Genomic DNA, 18,120 nt, shown 5'->3' on the forward strand with positions numbered 1-18,120 from the left:
AAGCGGCATTATTTGATGTCTACCTGATAGAAAATGTGCTTCCCAAAAGGATCGACTTCATAGTTGCTGACAGATTTGCGTACCGGCTCGAATATTGTCGAATGCGCAATCATCACGGCAGGCATCTGGTCATGCATAATCTGCTGCGCCTGAAGATAAAGTGCAGTGCGCTTGCCCTGATCTGGCTCTTTACGCGCTTCAGTAATTAACTTCTCGAATGGCTGATAACACCATTTGGAGGAGTTAGAGCCGCCCTGAGCAGAGGTACAACTATAAAGCGGGCCAAAAAAGTTGTCTGGATCGCCGGTTGCGGTGGTCCAGCCCATCAAGGCCGCCTGATGCTCGCCGCTGCGCACACGTTTAAGGTACTCACCCCATTCGTAACTAACGATATTGGCCTTGATACCGACTTTTTCCCAATCTGCCTGAATCATCTCAGCCATACGACGCGCGTTGGGATTATAAGGTCGCTGTACTGGCATCGCCCATAGTGCAATTTCAGTGCCGGGTTTGATGCCTGCTTCTTTTAACAGCGCCTTGGCTTTTTCGGGATCGTAGTCGTAATCCTTGAGGTCTTTATCCGCGCTCCAGACGCCCGGCGGCAGAATGTTTTTCGCTACCGTGCCGGTGCCTTTAAAAATGGCCTCAATAATAGCGGGCTTATTGATTGCCATTGCCAGTGCCTGGCGCACTTTAACGTTATCCATAGGCGCTTTGGTGGTATTGAACGCGAGGAAACCGGTATTTAATCCTGCTTTCTGAGCCAGCGTGATAGCCGCGTTCTCACGCATTTTTTCTAAGTCTGCCGGATTAGGAAATGGCATAACCTGACACTCATTTTTTTCCAGCTTGGCATAACGCACCGAGGCATCCGGCGTGATGCTGAAGATTAAGCGATCCAGCTTGGCTTTGCCCTGCCAGTAATCCGGGAAGGCTTTATAGAGAATGCGCGAATCTTTCTGATACTGCGCCAGTTCAAACGGTCCCGTTCCGATCGGATCCATATCCACCTTTTCTGGCGTTCCCGCTTTCAGCATTTTATCGGCATATTCCGCCGAGTGAATGGAAGCAAAATACCAGGCAAGATCGGCAAGAAATGGCGCTTCTGCGTGGTTCAAGGTAAAGCGAATGGTGTGATCGTCGACGCGGTCGATGCTTTTGATCAGTGTCGAAAGCTCAAGGCTTTCAAAGTTGGCGTAAGTGCCGCCAGAGACATTATGATAAGGATTTTTGGGATCCATCTGGCGCATAAACGAAAAAATCACGTCATCAGCATTGAAATCGCGCGTTGGCTTAAAGGATTTATTACTGTGAAACTTAACGTTCTGCCGTAGATGGAAGGTATAAACCGTGCCGTCTGGACTGATTTCCCAGCGCTCTGCCAGGCTTGGCACCAGTTCAGTGGTGCCGGTTTTAAAATCGACCAAGCGATTAAAAATCGGTACCGCGCTGGCGTCGACGCTGGTGCCAGAGGTGTAAATCTGTGGATTGAAATTCTCTGGTGAACCTTCTGAACAGTAAACCAGGGTTTTCGCGTTAACGCTGCTGGTGATGCTTATCCCAGCGGTAAGCAGCACTAACATGGCCATCTTCATTTTCATCATTACTCTCGCTTTTTATTGACTTCCGTTGATCAGAATAACTAAATGAATCATTCATATGCTTCATTGATAGCACGATTCGGCAGCTTAGCGAACCTCAGAACCAATAAGGATTAGTGATGACCGGCAAACTTGAGACGCAGTTAACCCAACGCTTTTTTCGCTACCTGGCAGTAAGCAGCCAAAGCGATGCCAAATCCACCACATTACCGAGCACGCCAAGCCAACACGCGATGGCAAAACTGCTCGCGGATGAGCTGCTGACGTTGGGATTACAGGACGTGGTGATAGATGAACACGCCACGGTGACCGCCGTGAAGCCGGGTAATCGTCCTGACGCACCGCGCATCGGTTTTATCACCCACATCGATACGGTTGATGTTGGGCTGTCGCCCGATATTCATCCACAGATACTGACCTGGCAAGGTGAAGATTTGTGTCTGAATGCGCAGCAAGATATCTGGCTACGCCGAGATGAACACCCTGAAATTGCGCCTTATATCGGTCAGGAGATTATCTTTAGCGACGGCACCAGCGTGCTGGGCGCCGACAACAAAGCGGCCGTTACCGTAGTGATGACGTTGATGGAAAATCTGCAAGGCGATCACGGTGACATCGTGGTGGCATTTGTGCCGGATGAGGAAATTGGTCTGCGCGGCGCTAAAGCGCTGGATCTGGAGCAGCGGTTCAACGTAGATTTTGCCTGGACCATCGACTGCTGCGAACTTGGCGAAGTGGTATATGAAAACTTCAATGCCGCCGCCGCGGAAATTACGTTCACCGGTGTCCCCGCACATCCGATGTCCGGCAAAGGCGTGCTGGTGAATCCGCTGTTAATGGCGCACGACTTTATCAGCCAGTTTGATCGACTAGAAACGCCGGAGCATACCGAAGGCCGTGAAGGCTATATCTGGTTCAATGAAATTCACGCTAACGCCAGTTTGGCGACCATGAAAGCCTCAATTCGTGATTTTGATCTGGCTAACTTTGCGCTGCGCAAACAGCGTTTACAGCAGGTTGTACAAGACATTGCGGCGCGTTACCCAACCGGCAAGGTTGACATCACGATCAGTGATACCTACAGCAACATCTCTAATGCGCTGGGCGACGATCGTCGAGCGATTGATTTGATTTTTAACGCGCTGGAAGCGTTGGATATTGAACCGAAGGTCATACCTATGCGCGGTGGCACCGACGGCGCGGCACTGTCCGCCAAGGGTTTACTGACGCCAAACTTCTTTACCGGCGCGCACAATTTCCATTCCCGCTTCGAGTTTTTACCGATCACGTCATTTGTGAAATCGTATCAGGTGGCAGAAAAATTGTGTTATCTGGCGGCACGGTAGGAAAAGCAATCGGGCGCAGACGCGCCCGATGTTGGATTTACTGCTTCACGCTAACATCAATGCCGGGAAAGAATTTTTCGGCAAGCTTCTTCACCGTGCCATCACTCTGGACTTTAGCAATGGCTGCATCCAGGTTCTGCTTCAGGTTGGCATCGCCTTTACGCAGGCCAAAACCAATGCCGGAGCCCAGGATAGCGTCATCTTCTACCGGCTTGCCGATAAAAGCGAAACCTTTGCCCTGCGGCTTGTCGAGGAAGCCCGATTGTCCAGCAGCTGACATCACCAGTGTGCCATCCAAACGGCCCGCGACCATGTCGTTATAAACCTGGTTCTGATCTTGATACGCGGTCACAGTAACGCCCTGCGATTCCCAATGCTTCTTGGCATAGGTTTCCTGAATCGAACCCTGCAACACACCAATGTTCTTGCCTTTCAGCGCTGCCGCAGTTGGCTCCATTTTCTGCCCTTCTTTACCGACTAACATCGTTGGGATGCGGTAAATGGGGCGGGTAAAGTCGATATTTTTCGCCCGCGCTTCGGTGATGTTCATTGCTGAGTTGATCGCATCAAATTTTTTCGCCTGCAGCGCCGGAATTAAGGCATCGAAGCTGCTTTCAACCCAGTGACAGTTAAAGTTGCCCGCTTTACAGATCGCGTTACCTAATTCGATATCAAACCCTTCCAGTTCGCCTTGTGCATTGCGGCTTTCAAAGGGAGGATATTGTGATTCAAGACCGTAACGCAGGCTGTCTTGCGCAAAAACGGATACCGACGTCATCATGCCCAGAGCGAGAAACAGCGTATTGATTTTTTTCATTACTGACCCCTGATTATTGTTTTACGTTGCACAGCGCAGCGGCGCCAGCTTGCAACGTTGCATCATCTTTAGCGAACGAGAGACGAATAAGTTTATTGTCTGTGCCATCCATATAAAACGCCGACAGCGGGATGGTCGCCACACCGTGATCGACGATGAGACGTTTTACCATTTCGCTATCAGATTCGTCACTGAAATGTCCGTAACTGGCCAACATAAAGAAGGAGCCGGCACAAGGCAGCAGCTTGAACGGTGAATCTTTCATCAATGTCAGCAGGCGGTCGCGCTTTTCCTGATAAAACCGCGACAGAGAAAGATAGTTTTCAGCCTTTTGCAGATAATGCGCGAAACCGACCTGCATCGGGGTATCCGCCGCATACATCATAAACTGATGCACTTTTACCAACTCAGTCATCAGCGCGGTCGGTGCCAGACAATACCCCACGCGCCAGCCGGTAACGTGAAAGGTTTTGCCGAAGGAGGAGACGATAACGCTGCGCTCGGCGAGTTCTGGATGCGTTGCCATGCCGCAATGCTTACGCCCGTCAAACAGAATGTGTTCGTACACCTCATCGGACAGCACCACGATATCAGTGTTACGCGTTAAAACTGCCAGGCGATCAAGATCGTCTGGAGTGAGAACCTGCGCGCTGGGATTATGTGGCGTATTGATAATGATCATGCGGGTGCGTGGCGTGATCGCGGCCTGTAATTCATCCCAGTTAATCGCAAAATCTGGTACCTGTAATTTCAGGCCAATCGGTTTGCCGCCTTGCAAACGCACCACCGGCGCATAGCTGTCGAAAGCCGGTTCAAAAAAAATCACTTCATCACCCGGATGGACCAGCGCAGTAATAGCCATGTAAATGCCCTGGCTTGCGCTGCCGGTTATTAACACTTCACTCGCCGCATCGTAGCGTTGGCCATACAGCGTTTCGACTTTATTCGCCAACGCCTCTCGCAATGCGGGCAAACCGGTCATTGAGGCGTATTGATTATGACCTTCACGCATGGCACGGCTAACTTCTTCAACCAACGCCGGATCGCAAGGGAAATTAGGCGCGCCCTGCGAAAGATTAATCGCTTTATGCTGGGCCGAGAGCTGACCAATGACGCTAAAAATGGTGGTACCGACATCCGGCAGTTTCGAGGAGATCTGTACGGGCGTTTCCAGGGACATGTTTACTCCGGTTGAATGCATAAAAAGCGACGGCAAGTAGATTTCTATTCAACTGAGTATGGCTTGAGTCGACAAGCGAATTGTTGTCATAATAGCCATGACAATAATGCATAGCTCGAGGTTAACGTGACACGCTCATCCCTTCCGCTTAATGCTATTCACGCGTTTCTGGTGACAGCACGTCATGAGAATCTGACTCACGCTGCCAGTGAATTGTGCATCACACAAGGCGCGGTTAGCCGCAAAATCGCCGCGCTGGAAAGCTGGCTTGGCTTTGCGTTATTTGATCGCCATGCACGTGGCTTACGTCTGACGCCGCAAGGCGCGGCGCTGTTACCAGAGCTGCGCCAGGGATTTGAATTGATGTTGAGCGCGACGGAAAAGGCCAGCCGCACCCACATCAGCATTCGCCTTAAAGCGCCCACCTGCGCCATGCGTTGGTTGGTTCCCCGACTGGTTTCATTAGAAAAAGCACGGCCCGAGTTGCATGTCGCCTTAACCACCACGCTTGATCATGTGTCGCAACTGGATAATTTCGATGCTGCGATTGTCTACGGCAAACCGCAGCCCGAAGCCATGCTGTTATTTGAGGAGTCGGTAACGCCCGTGATGGCGACAGGATTGCCGCTACCTGCCAGGGTTGAGGATGTAGCGGGCATGACATTTTTGCACCCCACCAACGATACCCGTGACTGGCAATTATGGCTGGATGCGCAGCAGGTCGCGCTCACCATGAAACGTAATCAGCACTTTGCCACCATGGATCTGGCCATTAGCGCCGCCATTCAGGGGTTTGGCATTACAATGGCGGATATCAATCTGGTCGAAAACGATATCGCCAGCGGCAGACTGGTTGCGCCTTTCGCTGGCGGTGTGAAAACCGGTGCAGCCTACAGTTTATTACAGCGATCGTCGGCTGAAGCGCCACCTTTCCTGGCGGATTTGGTGGCGTGGTTGTGTCAGTCTCAGAAAGTAACCCATTCGCCGTTATCGACGGCAGGTTTAGTCAACGGTTGAAGAGACGGTGCTTTTGGTGGCGCGCTTTTTGTTATCGGACGCACCTCGTGATGAGCATTGGAAAGGCGGAATTTGGCAACCGAGGCTTGCAGCGCTTCGGTTTGCAGCGCCAGTGCGCTAGCGGCGGCTGAGACTTCCTCCACCAGTGAGGCGTTCTGCTGCGTCACGCTGTCCATTTCTGTTACTGCGGTACCAACCTGGGAAATGCCTTTGCTCTGCTCTTCAGAAGCGGCTGCGATTTGCTTCATGATCACATCCACATCCTGTACTGATTTGAGAATGTTATTCATGGTGATACCCGTGGTACCAACCAATTCCGCGCCCTTTTCAACGCGCTGAACGGAATCCTCAATTAGCGTCGCAATCTCTTTTGCTGCGCCAGCACTGCGCTGCGCCAGGTTGCGCACTTCGCTGGCGACCACGGCAAAACCACGACCTTGCTCACCCGCTCGCGCCGCTTCAACCGCTGCGTTCAGAGCCAGAATATTGGTCTGGAATGCGATACCGTTAATGACGCTGGTAATCTCAGCAATCTTTTTCGAGCTGCCAGAAATGCCCTGCATAGTACTGACCACTTCGCTGACCAGACTTCCTCCGCGTTGCGCTGTGGTTGACGCCGTTTCTGCCAGCGAGCTGGCCTGACGTGCATTGTCGGCATTGAATTTCACCGTCGCCGTTAACTGCTCCATGCTGGCAGCGGTCTGTTCAAGCGCGGCCGCCTGCTCTTCGGTACGTGAAGAGAGATCGTTATTACCCGCTGAAATTTCTGCCGCACCGCGTGAAATATTTTCGGTACCGCTGCGAATAGCACTGACAGCTTCGCGCAGGCTGTCCTGCATTGCGCTCAACAGCGGCACTAATTTGCCGACGCAGTTGCGACCAAATTCCTGTACCGGCTGGCTCAAATCGCCTTTGGCGATGACGGCAAAATGCTCACGCACACGGTCCAGCGGTTTCACCAACATCGCCACCAGATAGCGATCGGTGAACAGTAAAATCACCAATCCTGTAATCACCGCCACCATGATGATCACTTTTGTCACGGCGGTCAGGCCATCAACTGCAACGCGCGTTTCATCAAGCTTAACGCCGGCAGCCTGATTAAACTGCTCCGCGCTGGCACCAAACGCGCGGCTCAACGCAGGCGTAACGTTATTGGCCTGCTGACGATATTCCTCCAACGATCCTTGCTGGGCGCGTTGCAGCTGTAAGGCCACACCTTCGTCCAGCAGTTTTTGCCAGTTGCTGATCACGCCGTCCACAACTTCAGCACGCATTGGACCCGGGGCTAATTGCTTAAAACGCACCAGCTGCTGCGCCATGCTTTCAAGCGCCTGTTGTGCAGGCGCATAGGCGGTATCCGCAAGCGTGGTGCCCGCCGCTTTGGCTTCCATTACACGTGACAAACGTGTAACCACGCGAAAATATTGATCGTTTCCTTTGCTCAAGACAGTCATCTGCTCAACCAAATGGCGATCGACGTCGTTGCCTTCACTGAGTGAGCCCAATGCGTGAATGCTGAACAGACCGACAGCGCTCCAGAGCAGACAAAACAGCCCGAGAACGGTAAGCATGACAGCACGAATGCTGAAGTTTCTGAGAATTCCCATACCTAAATCCTTTACGGTGATAACCGACGTTGGCCCAGCTTAAGCGGGCATAGAGAATTTATCGGCAGGGAATGGGGAAGATGTAACGGTTTTATTGGCTAATTTATTGTTGCGTTATTCTTTAGTGACATGGGTAACACAACCAATAATCATCAAGTTAGCCTGGAATGACGAACCGGATTTCATTCACGCCACTTGATGATTAGCAAGCTTATTAAAGTTTGACCATGTGCGTCATCATCAGGCGAAACAGCCGCATACGCGCCTTCATAAAGTTACGCTTCAGCACAATGCGATCTTCGCGCTCATCGCCCAGCGATAACGTAACGTCCTCACCCGGATGCCAGGCTGGCCAGGGAACTTCCCCCTCAAGCTGGTGTTTGAATTCGCTGGCATCGCGGGCAAATGCAAACCAGTAGGCACACACCCGGTCAGAAAAAGCCTTGTCCTTCGCGGTATAGGCGCGATTATCATTGGCGGTCGGCATCTGAGCCAAGGTATTCATCACATAAGGCACTTCATTACCGTGCCAGGTGCCGTGAGGATAAAGATCGCGGGCGTTTTCGGAGACATAATCAAACCAGTAACGCCAGCCAGGCATACCAATATTATGCTGAGCCCGCATCACCAGCCAAGGCACCACGCTAAATGCCATATCGCGCGCAACGGCTCGGCCCAAACGCTGGTCGTCATGAATGTCATACAGCCATTTGAGCAGGCGATAGCGCATCCGATTTTTATCACGCAGCTGGTGCAATACGGCTGTGGCATTCACACCAAAAAATTCCAGCACGCTGGCTTCATCGCTGTTACTGCCAGCGATAAGCGGAATCCGATGTTGCCGGGCGGCGAAAAAGGTTTCCAGCATCGGCTTAGGTAATACAGCATCTCCGGCTATGGGAACCGGGCCAATCATCAGTGGCTGTTCCAGAGACCAGAACGCATCTGCGGGGAGATCACGCAGCTGTTCGGCGCTGGCATTTTCCGTCAGGCCAAAGTGTTTTGCCACGCTGACGCCTTGCTGCAACGCTTTTTTGCGCGGCGTGTCCGGCAAGCTGTAAGCACTTTGCACAATTCCTTTATGAAAGAGTCCTTCGGCTAAAGGAGAACAGCAGAGTGACAGAACACTGCGCGCGCCCGATGACTCACCAAAAAGTGTGACGTTGCGGCGGTCGCCACCAAAAGCAGGAATATTGCGCTGTACCCATTGCAGAGCAGCGATTTGGTCAAGCAGACCAAAGTTATTCACTACGCCGTTGGCGGGGTACTCTTTATCCAGCGCCGGATGGGCAAAAAATCCCAAATGGCCTAAACGATAATTTACCGTAACCACCACCGCGCCACGTGATGCTAACGGTTTACCGTTATAGGGGGCTAAACCGCCCGCGCCGATGGTGTAACCGCCACCGTGCAGCCAGACCATGACCGGTAACGGTTTTACCGGCTCAATGTCCGGTGTCCAGACATTAAGATAGAGACAATCTTCACTGAAATTTCCTGGATCGCCACCGCCTACGGCCAGGCAATATTCACGGTTCTGCCAACTGGCAGCACCAAACGTGGTGGCATCGCGCGCCTCTTGCCACGGCTTTACCGGCTGCGGCGATCGCCAGCGAAGCGGGCCTTCTGGCGCGGCTGCATAAGGTATACCTTTGAAGACAAAGAGATCATCATCCATGCTCCCTCGTAACTCGCCTTCCGCAGTCATGATCCTCAGACCTGTTTCATTTTTCATCACTGATTCCCTGTTAAAGCATCTTTCCATTATTTGCAGGGCTTAAGACATTGTCTATGTCTGAGACACATTTGCAGAATATGCCGAAGGTTGGTTGAAAGGTCTGAACAAGATAATCAAAACTATTGAATATGCAGTAAACGATTTTTTCTTTAGATTTGTTTATTCAATCCGGTAGAGGAGCGTGACGCATGTTCAGTGGCATCAACCAACTGTTTGTGCGAATGGCCGATCATCCCGAAATGGGTAAGCTATTGTTACGATTAACATTTGGTGGCTTGCTGCTTTTTCATGGCCAGTTCAAAGTTATTCACGGCGTCGGCTGGATTGCGCGCCTTCTTACGCAAAAGGGTCTACCGGATTTCATCGCTTACGGTGCTTACATCGGGGAAATAATCGCCCCCATCATGATCATCATTGGCTTATTTACCCGTCCCGCTGCCTTCATCATTGCAATCAATATGCTGGTGGCGACGTTGCTGGTGAAGAGCGGCGATGTATGGCATCGCTCTGATGTCGGTGCATGGTCGTTGGAAACCGAAGCGCTCTATTTTTTAGGTGCGCTGGTGATAATGTTGATGGGTGCGGGAAAATATACGCTGGTGCGCGATACGCGCCTGCAATAATAAGAAATGAAGGGGCGACAGCAATGTCGCCCTTTTCTTTTTTACTGTTCTAAACCGCAGCGCTGTAATGAACGCTGCTGTCGATCTGCATACAGCTGCATTTCATCGATGACTTCACTGCCTAACGCCTGTTCAAAGCTGGAACGACTGGCCTTGCCTGCCGATCTGGCCTGCGACTTGTCGCCTAGATTGGACTGAAAAATCCCCGCAGCGCTGACAGGTAAAAAATCCTCATACGTAATGGGATCGGCGATAACACGGCCCTCTGCAATCAGCGTTTCTAACGCATCATGCTGGCGCGGCGGCGATGCCAGCCCTTTCTCGCTAAGACGATAATCAAACCACGCGAGCTGCTGCTGGCGGAGCGTAATTTCATCATCAGGAAAAGCACCAAACACACTCGCTAAATGCTGCTGATGCTGCTGATTATCGCTGCCGCTGCCTGCGTTATTCAGCAGTTGATCATAGAGCGCTCGCCCTTTAGGCGTGAGTGCTATGCCGCGCTGTTCAATTTCGCCAAAGCGTGCCGTGTGCGTGCCATGATGTCCATCTTTGAAGGTTATCGGCTCTTCCAGCGCTTTAAAACTGGTTTGACGCAGTAAAATAGGCACCTGACGGCGCGGCGGACCTTCTATCAACGTTTTGGGTTCAATGCCGCGTGACGGCATCATCTCCTGCACGCGATCAATATCCAGCGTGCGCGGGGTCAAGTGATTGATGTGGCAGCCTGGAAAGCAGACAACATCAGCGATCAGTCGATGCTGCTGATTCAAAGCCTGATAGGTGGCGCTGTCAACGCTGCTATGAGAATGCCAGCGGAAGGTTTCCAGCGCTTCATCAACAAACATGGCCGCATCGTCTGCGTGCAATCCGCCTTGCTGCTGGTGTTGTTTAATCAGTTGGCGGCAACGCGGCGTAAAGATATCCCGCGCCGCAAGGATTTCTGCGGCCTTTCTGCGCAGCAGCTCATCGTCGATTAATTCAAGGCGAAGCAGTGAAGTGAAAACACGAAAAGGATTGCGGCGTAAAGCTGTGTCACTGATGGGCCGAAACGCGGTGGAATGCACCGGCACGCCCGCTTGAGAAAGATCGTAGTAGCCCACGGGAAACATCCCCATTATGGCAAACATCTGTCGCAGCATGGAGAGTTCGTCAGCGGTGCCGACACGAATAGCGCCGTGACGTTCAACGCTAAGTCGGCTGAGTTCATCTGACGCAGAAAGACGATTTTTTAGGCCAACATTGGCTTCTAATGTGCGTTCGTTGACGGTCATAACCAGCTGCATCAGCGTCCCGTATTGCGGAACTTCTTGCTGATAAAGGGCCGACATAGCTTTAGAGAAGCGTGTGCGAATTGCGTCCGCACTTTGAAAGTTGTCCATTTTATCCACCTGACACCGAGAACGTTGCAGCTACTTTAATGCAACGCGCTGATGCCAGCGGAAAAAATCACGAATTTGTGATCGGCTTAAAGCCGTAGCGATTTTTTAAGATCAACATCAGGGTTGTGATGACAGCGGGAATAGCCAGTAGCAGGAAAATGGAATTAAATGACCAGCCCAGCGACAGCATTTCTGCGCCGATAAAAGCGCTAAGAATGGCACCAATGCGCCCAACGCCGTGCATCCAGCTGGAGCCGGTAGCACGCGCATGCGTGGGATAATAGCTGGCAGAAAGTGCATTCATTCCCGTATTTGCGCCGTTGAAGCAGAAGCCGCTGCAAAAGGCGATGCCGCTCATAATACCGACCTGTGCCGGTGAGAAACCCAGCGCTACAATTGCAATACCCCCGCAGAAATAGATGCCCGCTAAGGCCAGGTTGGCGTTAAAGCGATCCATTAACCAACCTGCGAACAGCGAACCCAGCGTGCCGCCAGCTTGATACATGGCGGTAATGATCGCGGCTTCCGTAACCGACATCCCCAAAGTATTGACCAACGACGGCAACCAACTGCCAATCAGATACACCAGGAACAAGCCCATAAAATAGCCGCCCCACAGCATCAGGCTACCAAACAGGTAGCGCGGAGAAACAACCGTACTGATGGCACCGCTATGCTGTGGAACGGCTTCTACCGCATGAAAATCGGTGTCTGGGCGTGTGGTGCCAGGCAACATACGCTCCAAAATGGCATGTATCCGCGCTGCAGGCGCGCGCCGACTGATCAGGAAGCGTACAGATTCAGGCAGGCCGCGCAGCAAAAACGGCAGCACGATCAACGGTAGAATCCCGCCCAGCAACAAAACGGAATGCCAGTCGTAGCGAGGCAGCAACCACGAAGCAGCAAAGCCTCCGCTGGCAGCACCAAAGGTAAATCCGCAAAACACCACGGTGATGATAAAAGCGCGGCGGCGTTCTGGTGCGTATTCAGCCACTAACGTGCCGACATTGGGCATTGCAGCCCCTAATCCAAGCCCCGTCAGGAAGCGGAACAACATCATCTGCTCAATGTTTTGCGATAGCGCGGTCGCTAACGTCCAGAGGCCAAAAAAGAATACGCTCAGGATAATCATCATTCGACGCCCATAGCGATCGGCCAGCGGACCGGCAACCATTGCACCGATAGCCAATCCTATTAAGGCTGCGCTAATGACCACGCCTAACTGATGATTGGTCACGCCCCACGCAGCTTTAAGCGTTGGCGCGATAAATCCCATAATTGCGATGTCCATGCCATCGAGGGCAACCACAATGAAACACAATGCGATTAACCGTTTCTGCCAACGGCTTAAAGCACGTTGGTTTATTAACTGGCGAACATCCACCGCCTCGACGCTGGTCACTGAAATACTCCTCACTTCGCGATCAGGATTAGACATCAGTTTTGGTAAAAAAAACGGCGCTAATGATAGCCGATCGTTAACAATAAAACGCCCGATTTTTATATGATATTGAGAATTATTCAACCTTTTTATTGGTAAGTGATTGATTGTAATATGTCTACCATGCATCCTTACTCGAATATATTTGTCGCACGTTCTTATCAAATTCAGCAGCTTATTGCTGTATTCCGATTTAAGAATTCATTTGTTAATGTTATTTTGCAGCAAAGTTAACAGAATCCATTTTTTAGGGTTGCCAGCCTCTTGAGTTTGTCATTAAGTTTGAACAATGGACAAAAACATTATCTTTAATCAGCGCATACGACTGCGCCACTTACATACTTTTGTTGCCGTCGCGCAGCAAGGCACTTTAGGCAGAGCGGCAGAAACGCTGAGCCTGAGCCAGCCTGCCCTGTCGAAAACATTGAATGAACTGGAAGAGTTAACGGGCGTTCGGCTTTTTGAGCGGGGTCGACTAGGCGCACAGCTGACTACCATGGGCGAACAGTTTTTGACACACGCCGTAAAAGTGTTGGATGCGCTAAACCATGCGGGTCAAAGCTTTAATGAACCGCTCACTGACCGCCCTATCATCATTCGCTTAGGCGCACTAACCACAGCGGCGATGGGTATGTTGCCGCAAATTCTGGATCGTTTTCATCAACTGCAACCGCATACCACGGTACAGGTCGCAACCCTGCACAATAATGTCTTATTAGCGGGACTGAGAGCGGGCGAATTTGACATTGGTATTGGCCGAATGGCTGATAGCGAAATGATGGCAGGTTTAACTTATGAGCTGCTGTTTCTGGAATCACTTAAGCTGGTTGTTCGTCCTGAACACCCCCTTTTATGTGACAACGTCACATTATCCCGTGCGATGCAATGGCCGGTCGTGATTTCACCGGAAGGAACGGCGCCACGCCGGATTGCGCAGCAGATGCTTGATGAACAAGGCTGCGTATTGCCGCCTAATTGTGTTGAGACTTCCTCAACATCGCTTGCCCGACAGCTTGCGCTGCGTTACGACTATATTTGGTTCGTCCCTTCTGGCGCCATTAAAGAGGATCTCACGCATAATGCCGTATGTGCATTGCCGATTAATTCTTCTGGTGCGGGCGAGCCGGTGGGAATCATCACCCGCACCGGCAATACGTTGAGTTTGAGTACAGAAGTACTGATGTCAACGATTCGCAAATTTCACAGTTAGCGGCTGCGTTTGGCGTGCTTTTCCCAGTTATCCAGGCGCGCTTTGTCGGTTTTGCGCATGCCGACATAGAGCGCCCCGCTGCCGCCATGCTGGGCTTGCGCCACGCAAAAGGTTTGAACCTCATCAAATTGTTTTAGCCAGCGCGCAAGATAACTGCGTACGATGTTTGCATGAGATTCGTTGTCACGCCCTTTGCCATGGATGATGAGTACATTGCGTAGTCCCTCTTTTCTCGCCTGCTGGATGAAGCTAAACACTGCCTGACGACAGGTTTCAACTGGCTGTCGCAGCAGATTTAGGCTGGCATCAAGTGGATATTCCCCTTTACGGAGTTTATCTAACACGCCTTGCTGAATACCGTCAGCCTTGTATTCCAGCAAGGTATCCAGCGGCACAATATCGAGAAAGCCGCGTGTCAGGAAATTATCCTGCTCCGCTTCTGCCTGAGTTGGACGCGGAGCTTTGGTTGAAGGGGATTTTAACCACAAGGTGTTGGCTGTATCTTTCAGTGGAGTGACATCACCGATGGCATCTCGAAAAATATTGTCTTCATCAAGGTTCATGGTTTTTCACACCTAATATAATGATGGGTCGCAATATAGACCCCGTCAGAGAGAGTAGCAAAAAGCGGAATACCTGCGCTAAAGCTGTTTTTTACTTAAGAATATCAAAAGAAAATGTGTGCGTGAGATCAATAAAGCGGCAACATTTCGTGACACATGACACATTTTAATACCGCCAAGGCCCGTCATGCCGCCCTTCCCGCCTGGAAAATCCATCCTTACACTTGGTGAGGATAATACTGCTCGGATGAGTTCCCTTCGGGCTGAAAAATGTTAAAATTGACCGCAGTCAATTATCGTAGAGCTAACCATTATGATCCCTGAAAAACGCAGCATTCGTCGTATTCAGTCAGGCGGTTGTGCTATTCACTGCCAGGATTGCAGCATCAGTCAGTTATGTATCCCTTTTACGCTAAACGAACATGAGCTGGATCAGCTCGACAACATTATTGAGCGTAAAAAACCGATACAGAAAGGTCAAACTCTCTTCAAAGCCGGCGATGATTTAAAATCGCTCTATGCTATTCGCTCCGGCACCATTAAAAGTTACACCATTACCGAACAGGGCGACGAACAGATCACCGGTTTCCATCTTGCTGGCGACTTAGTGGGTTTCGACGCCATTATGGGCAACAACCATCCAAGTTTTGCTCAGGCATTAGAAACGGCAATGGTATGCGAAATTCCTTTCGAAACGCTGGACGATCTCTCTGGCAAAATGCCGGCTCTGCGTCAGCAAATGATGCGTTTGATGAGTGGTGAAATCAAAGGCGATCAGGACATGATTTTACTGCTCTCCAAAAAGAATGCAGAAGAGCGTTTAGCCGCCTTTATTTGGAACCTTTCTCGCCGTTTTGGTCAACGGGGTTTCTCACAGCGCGAATTTCGCCTCACCATGACGCGCGGAGATATCGGTAATTACCTTGGTTTGACGGTAGAAACGATTAGCCGCTTGCTGGGACGCTTCCAAAAAAGCGGAATGCTGGCGGTTAAAGGAAAATACATCACGATTGAAAACCACGCTTTACTGGCTGAATTAGCCGGCCAGAGTTACCAGGCTGCATAGATAATTGCCGGGTCGATAAATGTTATTTTATTGATCCGGCAACAACTTTTTCCCTTCTTCCCGTCATAAACATAGGCTATCTTTAATCCAATTGCTTTGGTGTATGGAGAATGCCCTTATGTCACGCTACCAAAATATTCTGGTTGCCATTGATGCTCAGCAGGACGATCAGCCAGCGCTGCGTCGTGCGGTTTATCTCAACCAACTCATTGGCGGCAAAATCAAAGCCTTTTTGCCTATCTATGATTTCTCTTATGAGATGACCACGCTGCTGTCGCCAGATGAGCGCTCATCAATGCGTCAGGGCGTTATCAGCCAACGAACTGAATGGATTCGTGAGCAGGCGCAAGCGTATCTGGACGCGGGTATAGAGATTGAAATAAAGGTTATTTGGCATAATCGCCCTTATGAAGCCATTATTCAGGAAGTGCTAAGCCAGAAACATGATTTAGTCCTGAAGATGGCGCATCAGCACGATCGTCTCGAATCCGTGATTTTCACCCCTACCGACTGGCATTTGCTGCGTAAATGTCCTTGCGCGGTCTGGATGGTAAAAGATCAGCCTTGGCCGGAAGGCGGTAAAGCGATTGTCGCGGTCAATCTCGCCAGCGAAGAGCCGCATCATGATGGATTGAACCAAAAGCTGATCCGCGAAACAAAACTGCTTGCCGATATGGTGAATCATACCGAAGTCCATTTGGTTGGCGCGTATCCCATCACACCCATTAATATCGCCATTGAACTGCCTGATTTCGATCCCGGCGTTTATAACGACGCCATTCGCGGCCAGCATTTAGTGGCAATGAAAGCGTTACGCCAGAAGTTCTCAATTGGTGAAGAGTTCACACACGTCGCGAAAGGTTTGCCGGAAGAAGTGATTCCTGATTTAGCCGGTCATCTCAGCGCAGGTATCGTGGTGTTAGGCACTATTGGGCGCACTGGATTGTCCGCCGCATTCCTCGGTAATACTGCCGAACAAGTCATTGATCATCTTCGTTGTGATTTGCTGGCAATAAAGCCAGATGACTTCACTTCACCGATTGATTTAGACGATGAGGAAGATGAGGAAGATTAATCTCTTCTCAACAAAAAAAGGCGGCTCATAGAGCCGCCTTTTTTATGGCATACCTAATGATTACAACGCTTTTAAAATGCCTTCAACGCTGGCTTTTGCATCGCCAAACAACATGTGTGTGTTGTCTTTGAAGAACAGCGGGTTCTGCACTCCAGCGTAGCCGGTATTCATTGAACGTTTGAAGACGATAACATTTTGCGCTTTCCACACTTCAAGCACTGGCATACCCGCAATTGGACTGCGTGGATCTTCCAGTGCTGCCGGGTTTACAGTGTCGTTAGCACCAATCACCAGCACCGTGTCGGTATCGCTAAAGTCATCGTTGATCTCATCCATTTCCAACACCACGTCATAAGGTACTTTGGCTTCGGCCAGCAATACGTTCATGTGACCAGGCAAACGTCCTGCGACCGGATGAATACCAAAGCAAACTTTGATACCCCGCGCGCGCAATTTGTCGGTGATTTCAGCGACAGGATATTGCGCCTGTGCCACCGCCATACCGTAGCCAGGTGTGATGATGACCGACGTGGAGGCTTTTAACATTTCTGCCGTTTCTTCAGCCGTGATTTCACGGTGTTCACCCGCTTCGTCACTCTCGCCTGCTACGCTGACATCAGTACCGAATCCACCAGCAATAACGCTGATGAACGATCGGTTCATCGCCTTACACATAATGTACGAGAGGATGGCACCCGAAGAGCCAACCAGCGCGCCGGTAACGATCAGCAAATCATTGCTCAGCATAAAACCTGCCGCCGCCGCCGCCCAACCTGAATAGGAGTTCAGCATCGAAACCACGACCGGCATGTCTGCACCGCCGATGGAGGCCACCAGATGCCAGCCAAACGCCAATGCAATGACAGTCATGACAAACAGTGCAAACACCTGCGCGCCTGAGCTGTCGGTATTAACGAACCACAGCAACAGCAGGAATGAAACCACCAACGCCAGCAAGTTCAGCTTGTGCCGATGTGGCAGCATCAATGGACGCGACGAAATTTTGCCACAGAGTTTGCCAAACGCCACCAGAGAACCGGTGAAGGTCACTGCACCAATAAAGATACCGATAAACACTTCGGTCAGATGGATATTCTCCATCACATTCGGCAAACCGGGGGCATGATCGATATAGCTGTTGATACCAACCAATACCGCCGCCAAACCCACAAAGCTGTGCAGGATAGCCACCAGCTCTGGCATTTCGGTCATTTCAACTTTTTTCGCCAGACGAATACCAATTGCACCGCCAATCACCATCGCCAACAGAATCCAGACCACGTTGCCACTGTCTGGGCCAAAAATGGTGGCGATCAGCGCAATTGCCATGCCGCTGATACCAAAGGTATTGCCCCGCTTGGACGTCTCATGTTTTGAGAGGCCAGCCAGACTACAAATAAACAAAATTGCGGCAACAATGTATGCTGCAGTCACTAATCCGCCAGACATGT

The 18,120-nt window shown here is 50.9% G+C and carries 15 protein-coding genes; 6 read left to right on the forward strand and 9 right to left on the reverse strand.

Translation table 11 applies throughout. The features are described 5' to 3' along the window. Positions 1-8 precede the first annotated feature (8 nt). Positions 9-1,601: an ABC transporter substrate-binding protein gene (locus tag ACF2G4_RS05470; protein WP_409075949.1), complete on the reverse strand. Its 1,593-nt coding sequence runs from the start codon at positions 1,599-1,601 to the stop codon at positions 9-11. A gap of 119 nt (positions 1,602-1,720) precedes the next feature. Between ACF2G4_RS05470 and pepT the strand changes: the two genes are divergently transcribed. Then, positions 1,721-2,947 (forward strand): peptidase T, encoded by a 1,227-nt coding sequence (pepT, locus tag ACF2G4_RS05475; RefSeq protein ID WP_409075662.1) that lies wholly within the window; start codon positions 1,721-1,723, stop codon positions 2,945-2,947. Positions 2,948-2,984: 37 nt separating this feature from the next. On the opposite strand, the gene ACF2G4_RS05480 is transcribed toward pepT, so the two are convergent. Then, positions 2,985-3,764 carry a transporter substrate-binding domain-containing protein gene (locus ACF2G4_RS05480; protein ID WP_243077892.1) on the reverse strand — a complete coding sequence of 260 codons (780 nt, stop codon included), beginning with the start codon at positions 3,762-3,764 and terminating at the stop codon, positions 2,985-2,987. A gap of 13 nt (positions 3,765-3,777) precedes the next feature. Beyond that, positions 3,778-4,944: a methionine aminotransferase gene (locus ACF2G4_RS05485; RefSeq protein ID WP_409075663.1), complete on the reverse strand. Its 1,167-nt coding sequence runs from the start codon at positions 4,942-4,944 to the stop codon at positions 3,778-3,780. 126 nt (positions 4,945-5,070) lie between these two features. Between ACF2G4_RS05485 and ACF2G4_RS05490 the strand changes: the two genes are divergently transcribed. Continuing rightward, positions 5,071-5,961, forward strand: a complete 891-nt coding sequence (locus tag ACF2G4_RS05490) for a LysR substrate-binding domain-containing protein (RefSeq protein WP_409075664.1) — start codon at positions 5,071-5,073, stop codon at positions 5,959-5,961. On the opposite strand, the gene ACF2G4_RS05495 is transcribed toward ACF2G4_RS05490, so the two are convergent. Continuing rightward, positions 5,910-7,571: a methyl-accepting chemotaxis protein gene (locus ACF2G4_RS05495; RefSeq protein WP_409075665.1), complete on the reverse strand. Its 1,662-nt coding sequence runs from the start codon at positions 7,569-7,571 to the stop codon at positions 5,910-5,912. The two genes, ACF2G4_RS05490 and ACF2G4_RS05495, sit on opposite strands and share 52 nt — an antisense overlap. Before the next feature lie 214 nt (positions 7,572-7,785). Continuing rightward, positions 7,786-9,306, reverse strand: a complete 1,521-nt coding sequence (locus tag ACF2G4_RS05500; RefSeq protein WP_409075666.1) for a carboxylesterase/lipase family protein — start codon at positions 9,304-9,306, stop codon at positions 7,786-7,788. Positions 9,307-9,497: 191 nt separating this feature from the next. Between ACF2G4_RS05500 and ACF2G4_RS05505 the strand changes: the two genes are divergently transcribed. Next, positions 9,498-9,932, forward strand: coding sequence for a DoxX family protein (locus tag ACF2G4_RS05505; RefSeq protein WP_409075667.1), 435 nt, complete (start codon positions 9,498-9,500; stop codon positions 9,930-9,932). Positions 9,933-9,973: 41 nt separating this feature from the next. Here the strand turns inward: ACF2G4_RS05505 and ACF2G4_RS05510 are convergent, their stop codons facing one another. Then, entirely contained in the window at positions 9,974-11,314 is a 1,341-nt protein-coding gene (locus ACF2G4_RS05510; RefSeq protein WP_243077886.1) for a VOC family protein, read from the reverse strand. Positions 11,315-11,381: 67 nt separating this feature from the next. Further along, entirely contained in the window at positions 11,382-12,716 is a 1,335-nt protein-coding gene (locus ACF2G4_RS05515; RefSeq protein WP_243077885.1) for an aromatic acid/H+ symport family MFS transporter, read from the reverse strand. A gap of 328 nt (positions 12,717-13,044) precedes the next feature. Here ACF2G4_RS05515 and ACF2G4_RS05520 point away from each other — a divergent pair, with 328 nt between their 5' ends. Next, on the forward strand, positions 13,045-13,965 hold the full coding sequence (locus ACF2G4_RS05520; protein ID WP_243077884.1) for a LysR substrate-binding domain-containing protein: 921 nt from the start codon (positions 13,045-13,047) through the stop codon (positions 13,963-13,965). On the opposite strand, the gene smrA is transcribed toward ACF2G4_RS05520, so the two are convergent. Further along, positions 13,962-14,528: a DNA endonuclease SmrA gene (gene smrA, locus ACF2G4_RS05525; RefSeq protein WP_243077883.1), complete on the reverse strand. Its 567-nt coding sequence runs from the start codon at positions 14,526-14,528 to the stop codon at positions 13,962-13,964. The two genes, ACF2G4_RS05520 and smrA, sit on opposite strands and share 4 nt — an antisense overlap. A gap of 313 nt (positions 14,529-14,841) precedes the next feature. On the opposite strand from smrA, the gene ACF2G4_RS05530 reads away from it, so the two are divergent. Then, a complete protein-coding gene (locus tag ACF2G4_RS05530) occupies positions 14,842-15,594 on the forward strand; it encodes an FNR family transcription factor (RefSeq protein ID WP_409075668.1) in 753 nt (250 codons plus the stop codon). Positions 15,595-15,712: 118 nt separating this feature from the next. Then, the gene (uspE, locus tag ACF2G4_RS05535; RefSeq protein WP_215846766.1) at positions 15,713-16,669 is read left to right on the forward strand and encodes a universal stress protein UspE; all 957 of its coding nucleotides are present in this window, start codon (positions 15,713-15,715) and stop codon (positions 16,667-16,669) included. Positions 16,670-16,729: 60 nt separating this feature from the next. Here the strand turns inward: uspE and pntB are convergent, their stop codons facing one another. Next, a complete protein-coding gene (gene pntB / locus ACF2G4_RS05540) occupies positions 16,730-18,118 on the reverse strand; it encodes a Re/Si-specific NAD(P)(+) transhydrogenase subunit beta (protein ID WP_409075669.1) in 1,389 nt (462 codons plus the stop codon). Positions 18,119-18,120 lie beyond the last annotated feature (2 nt).

The organism is Pantoea phytostimulans (genome assembly GCF_046118715.1).
Taxonomy (GTDB): Bacteria; Pseudomonadota; Gammaproteobacteria; order Enterobacterales; family Enterobacteriaceae; genus Pantoea; species Pantoea phytostimulans.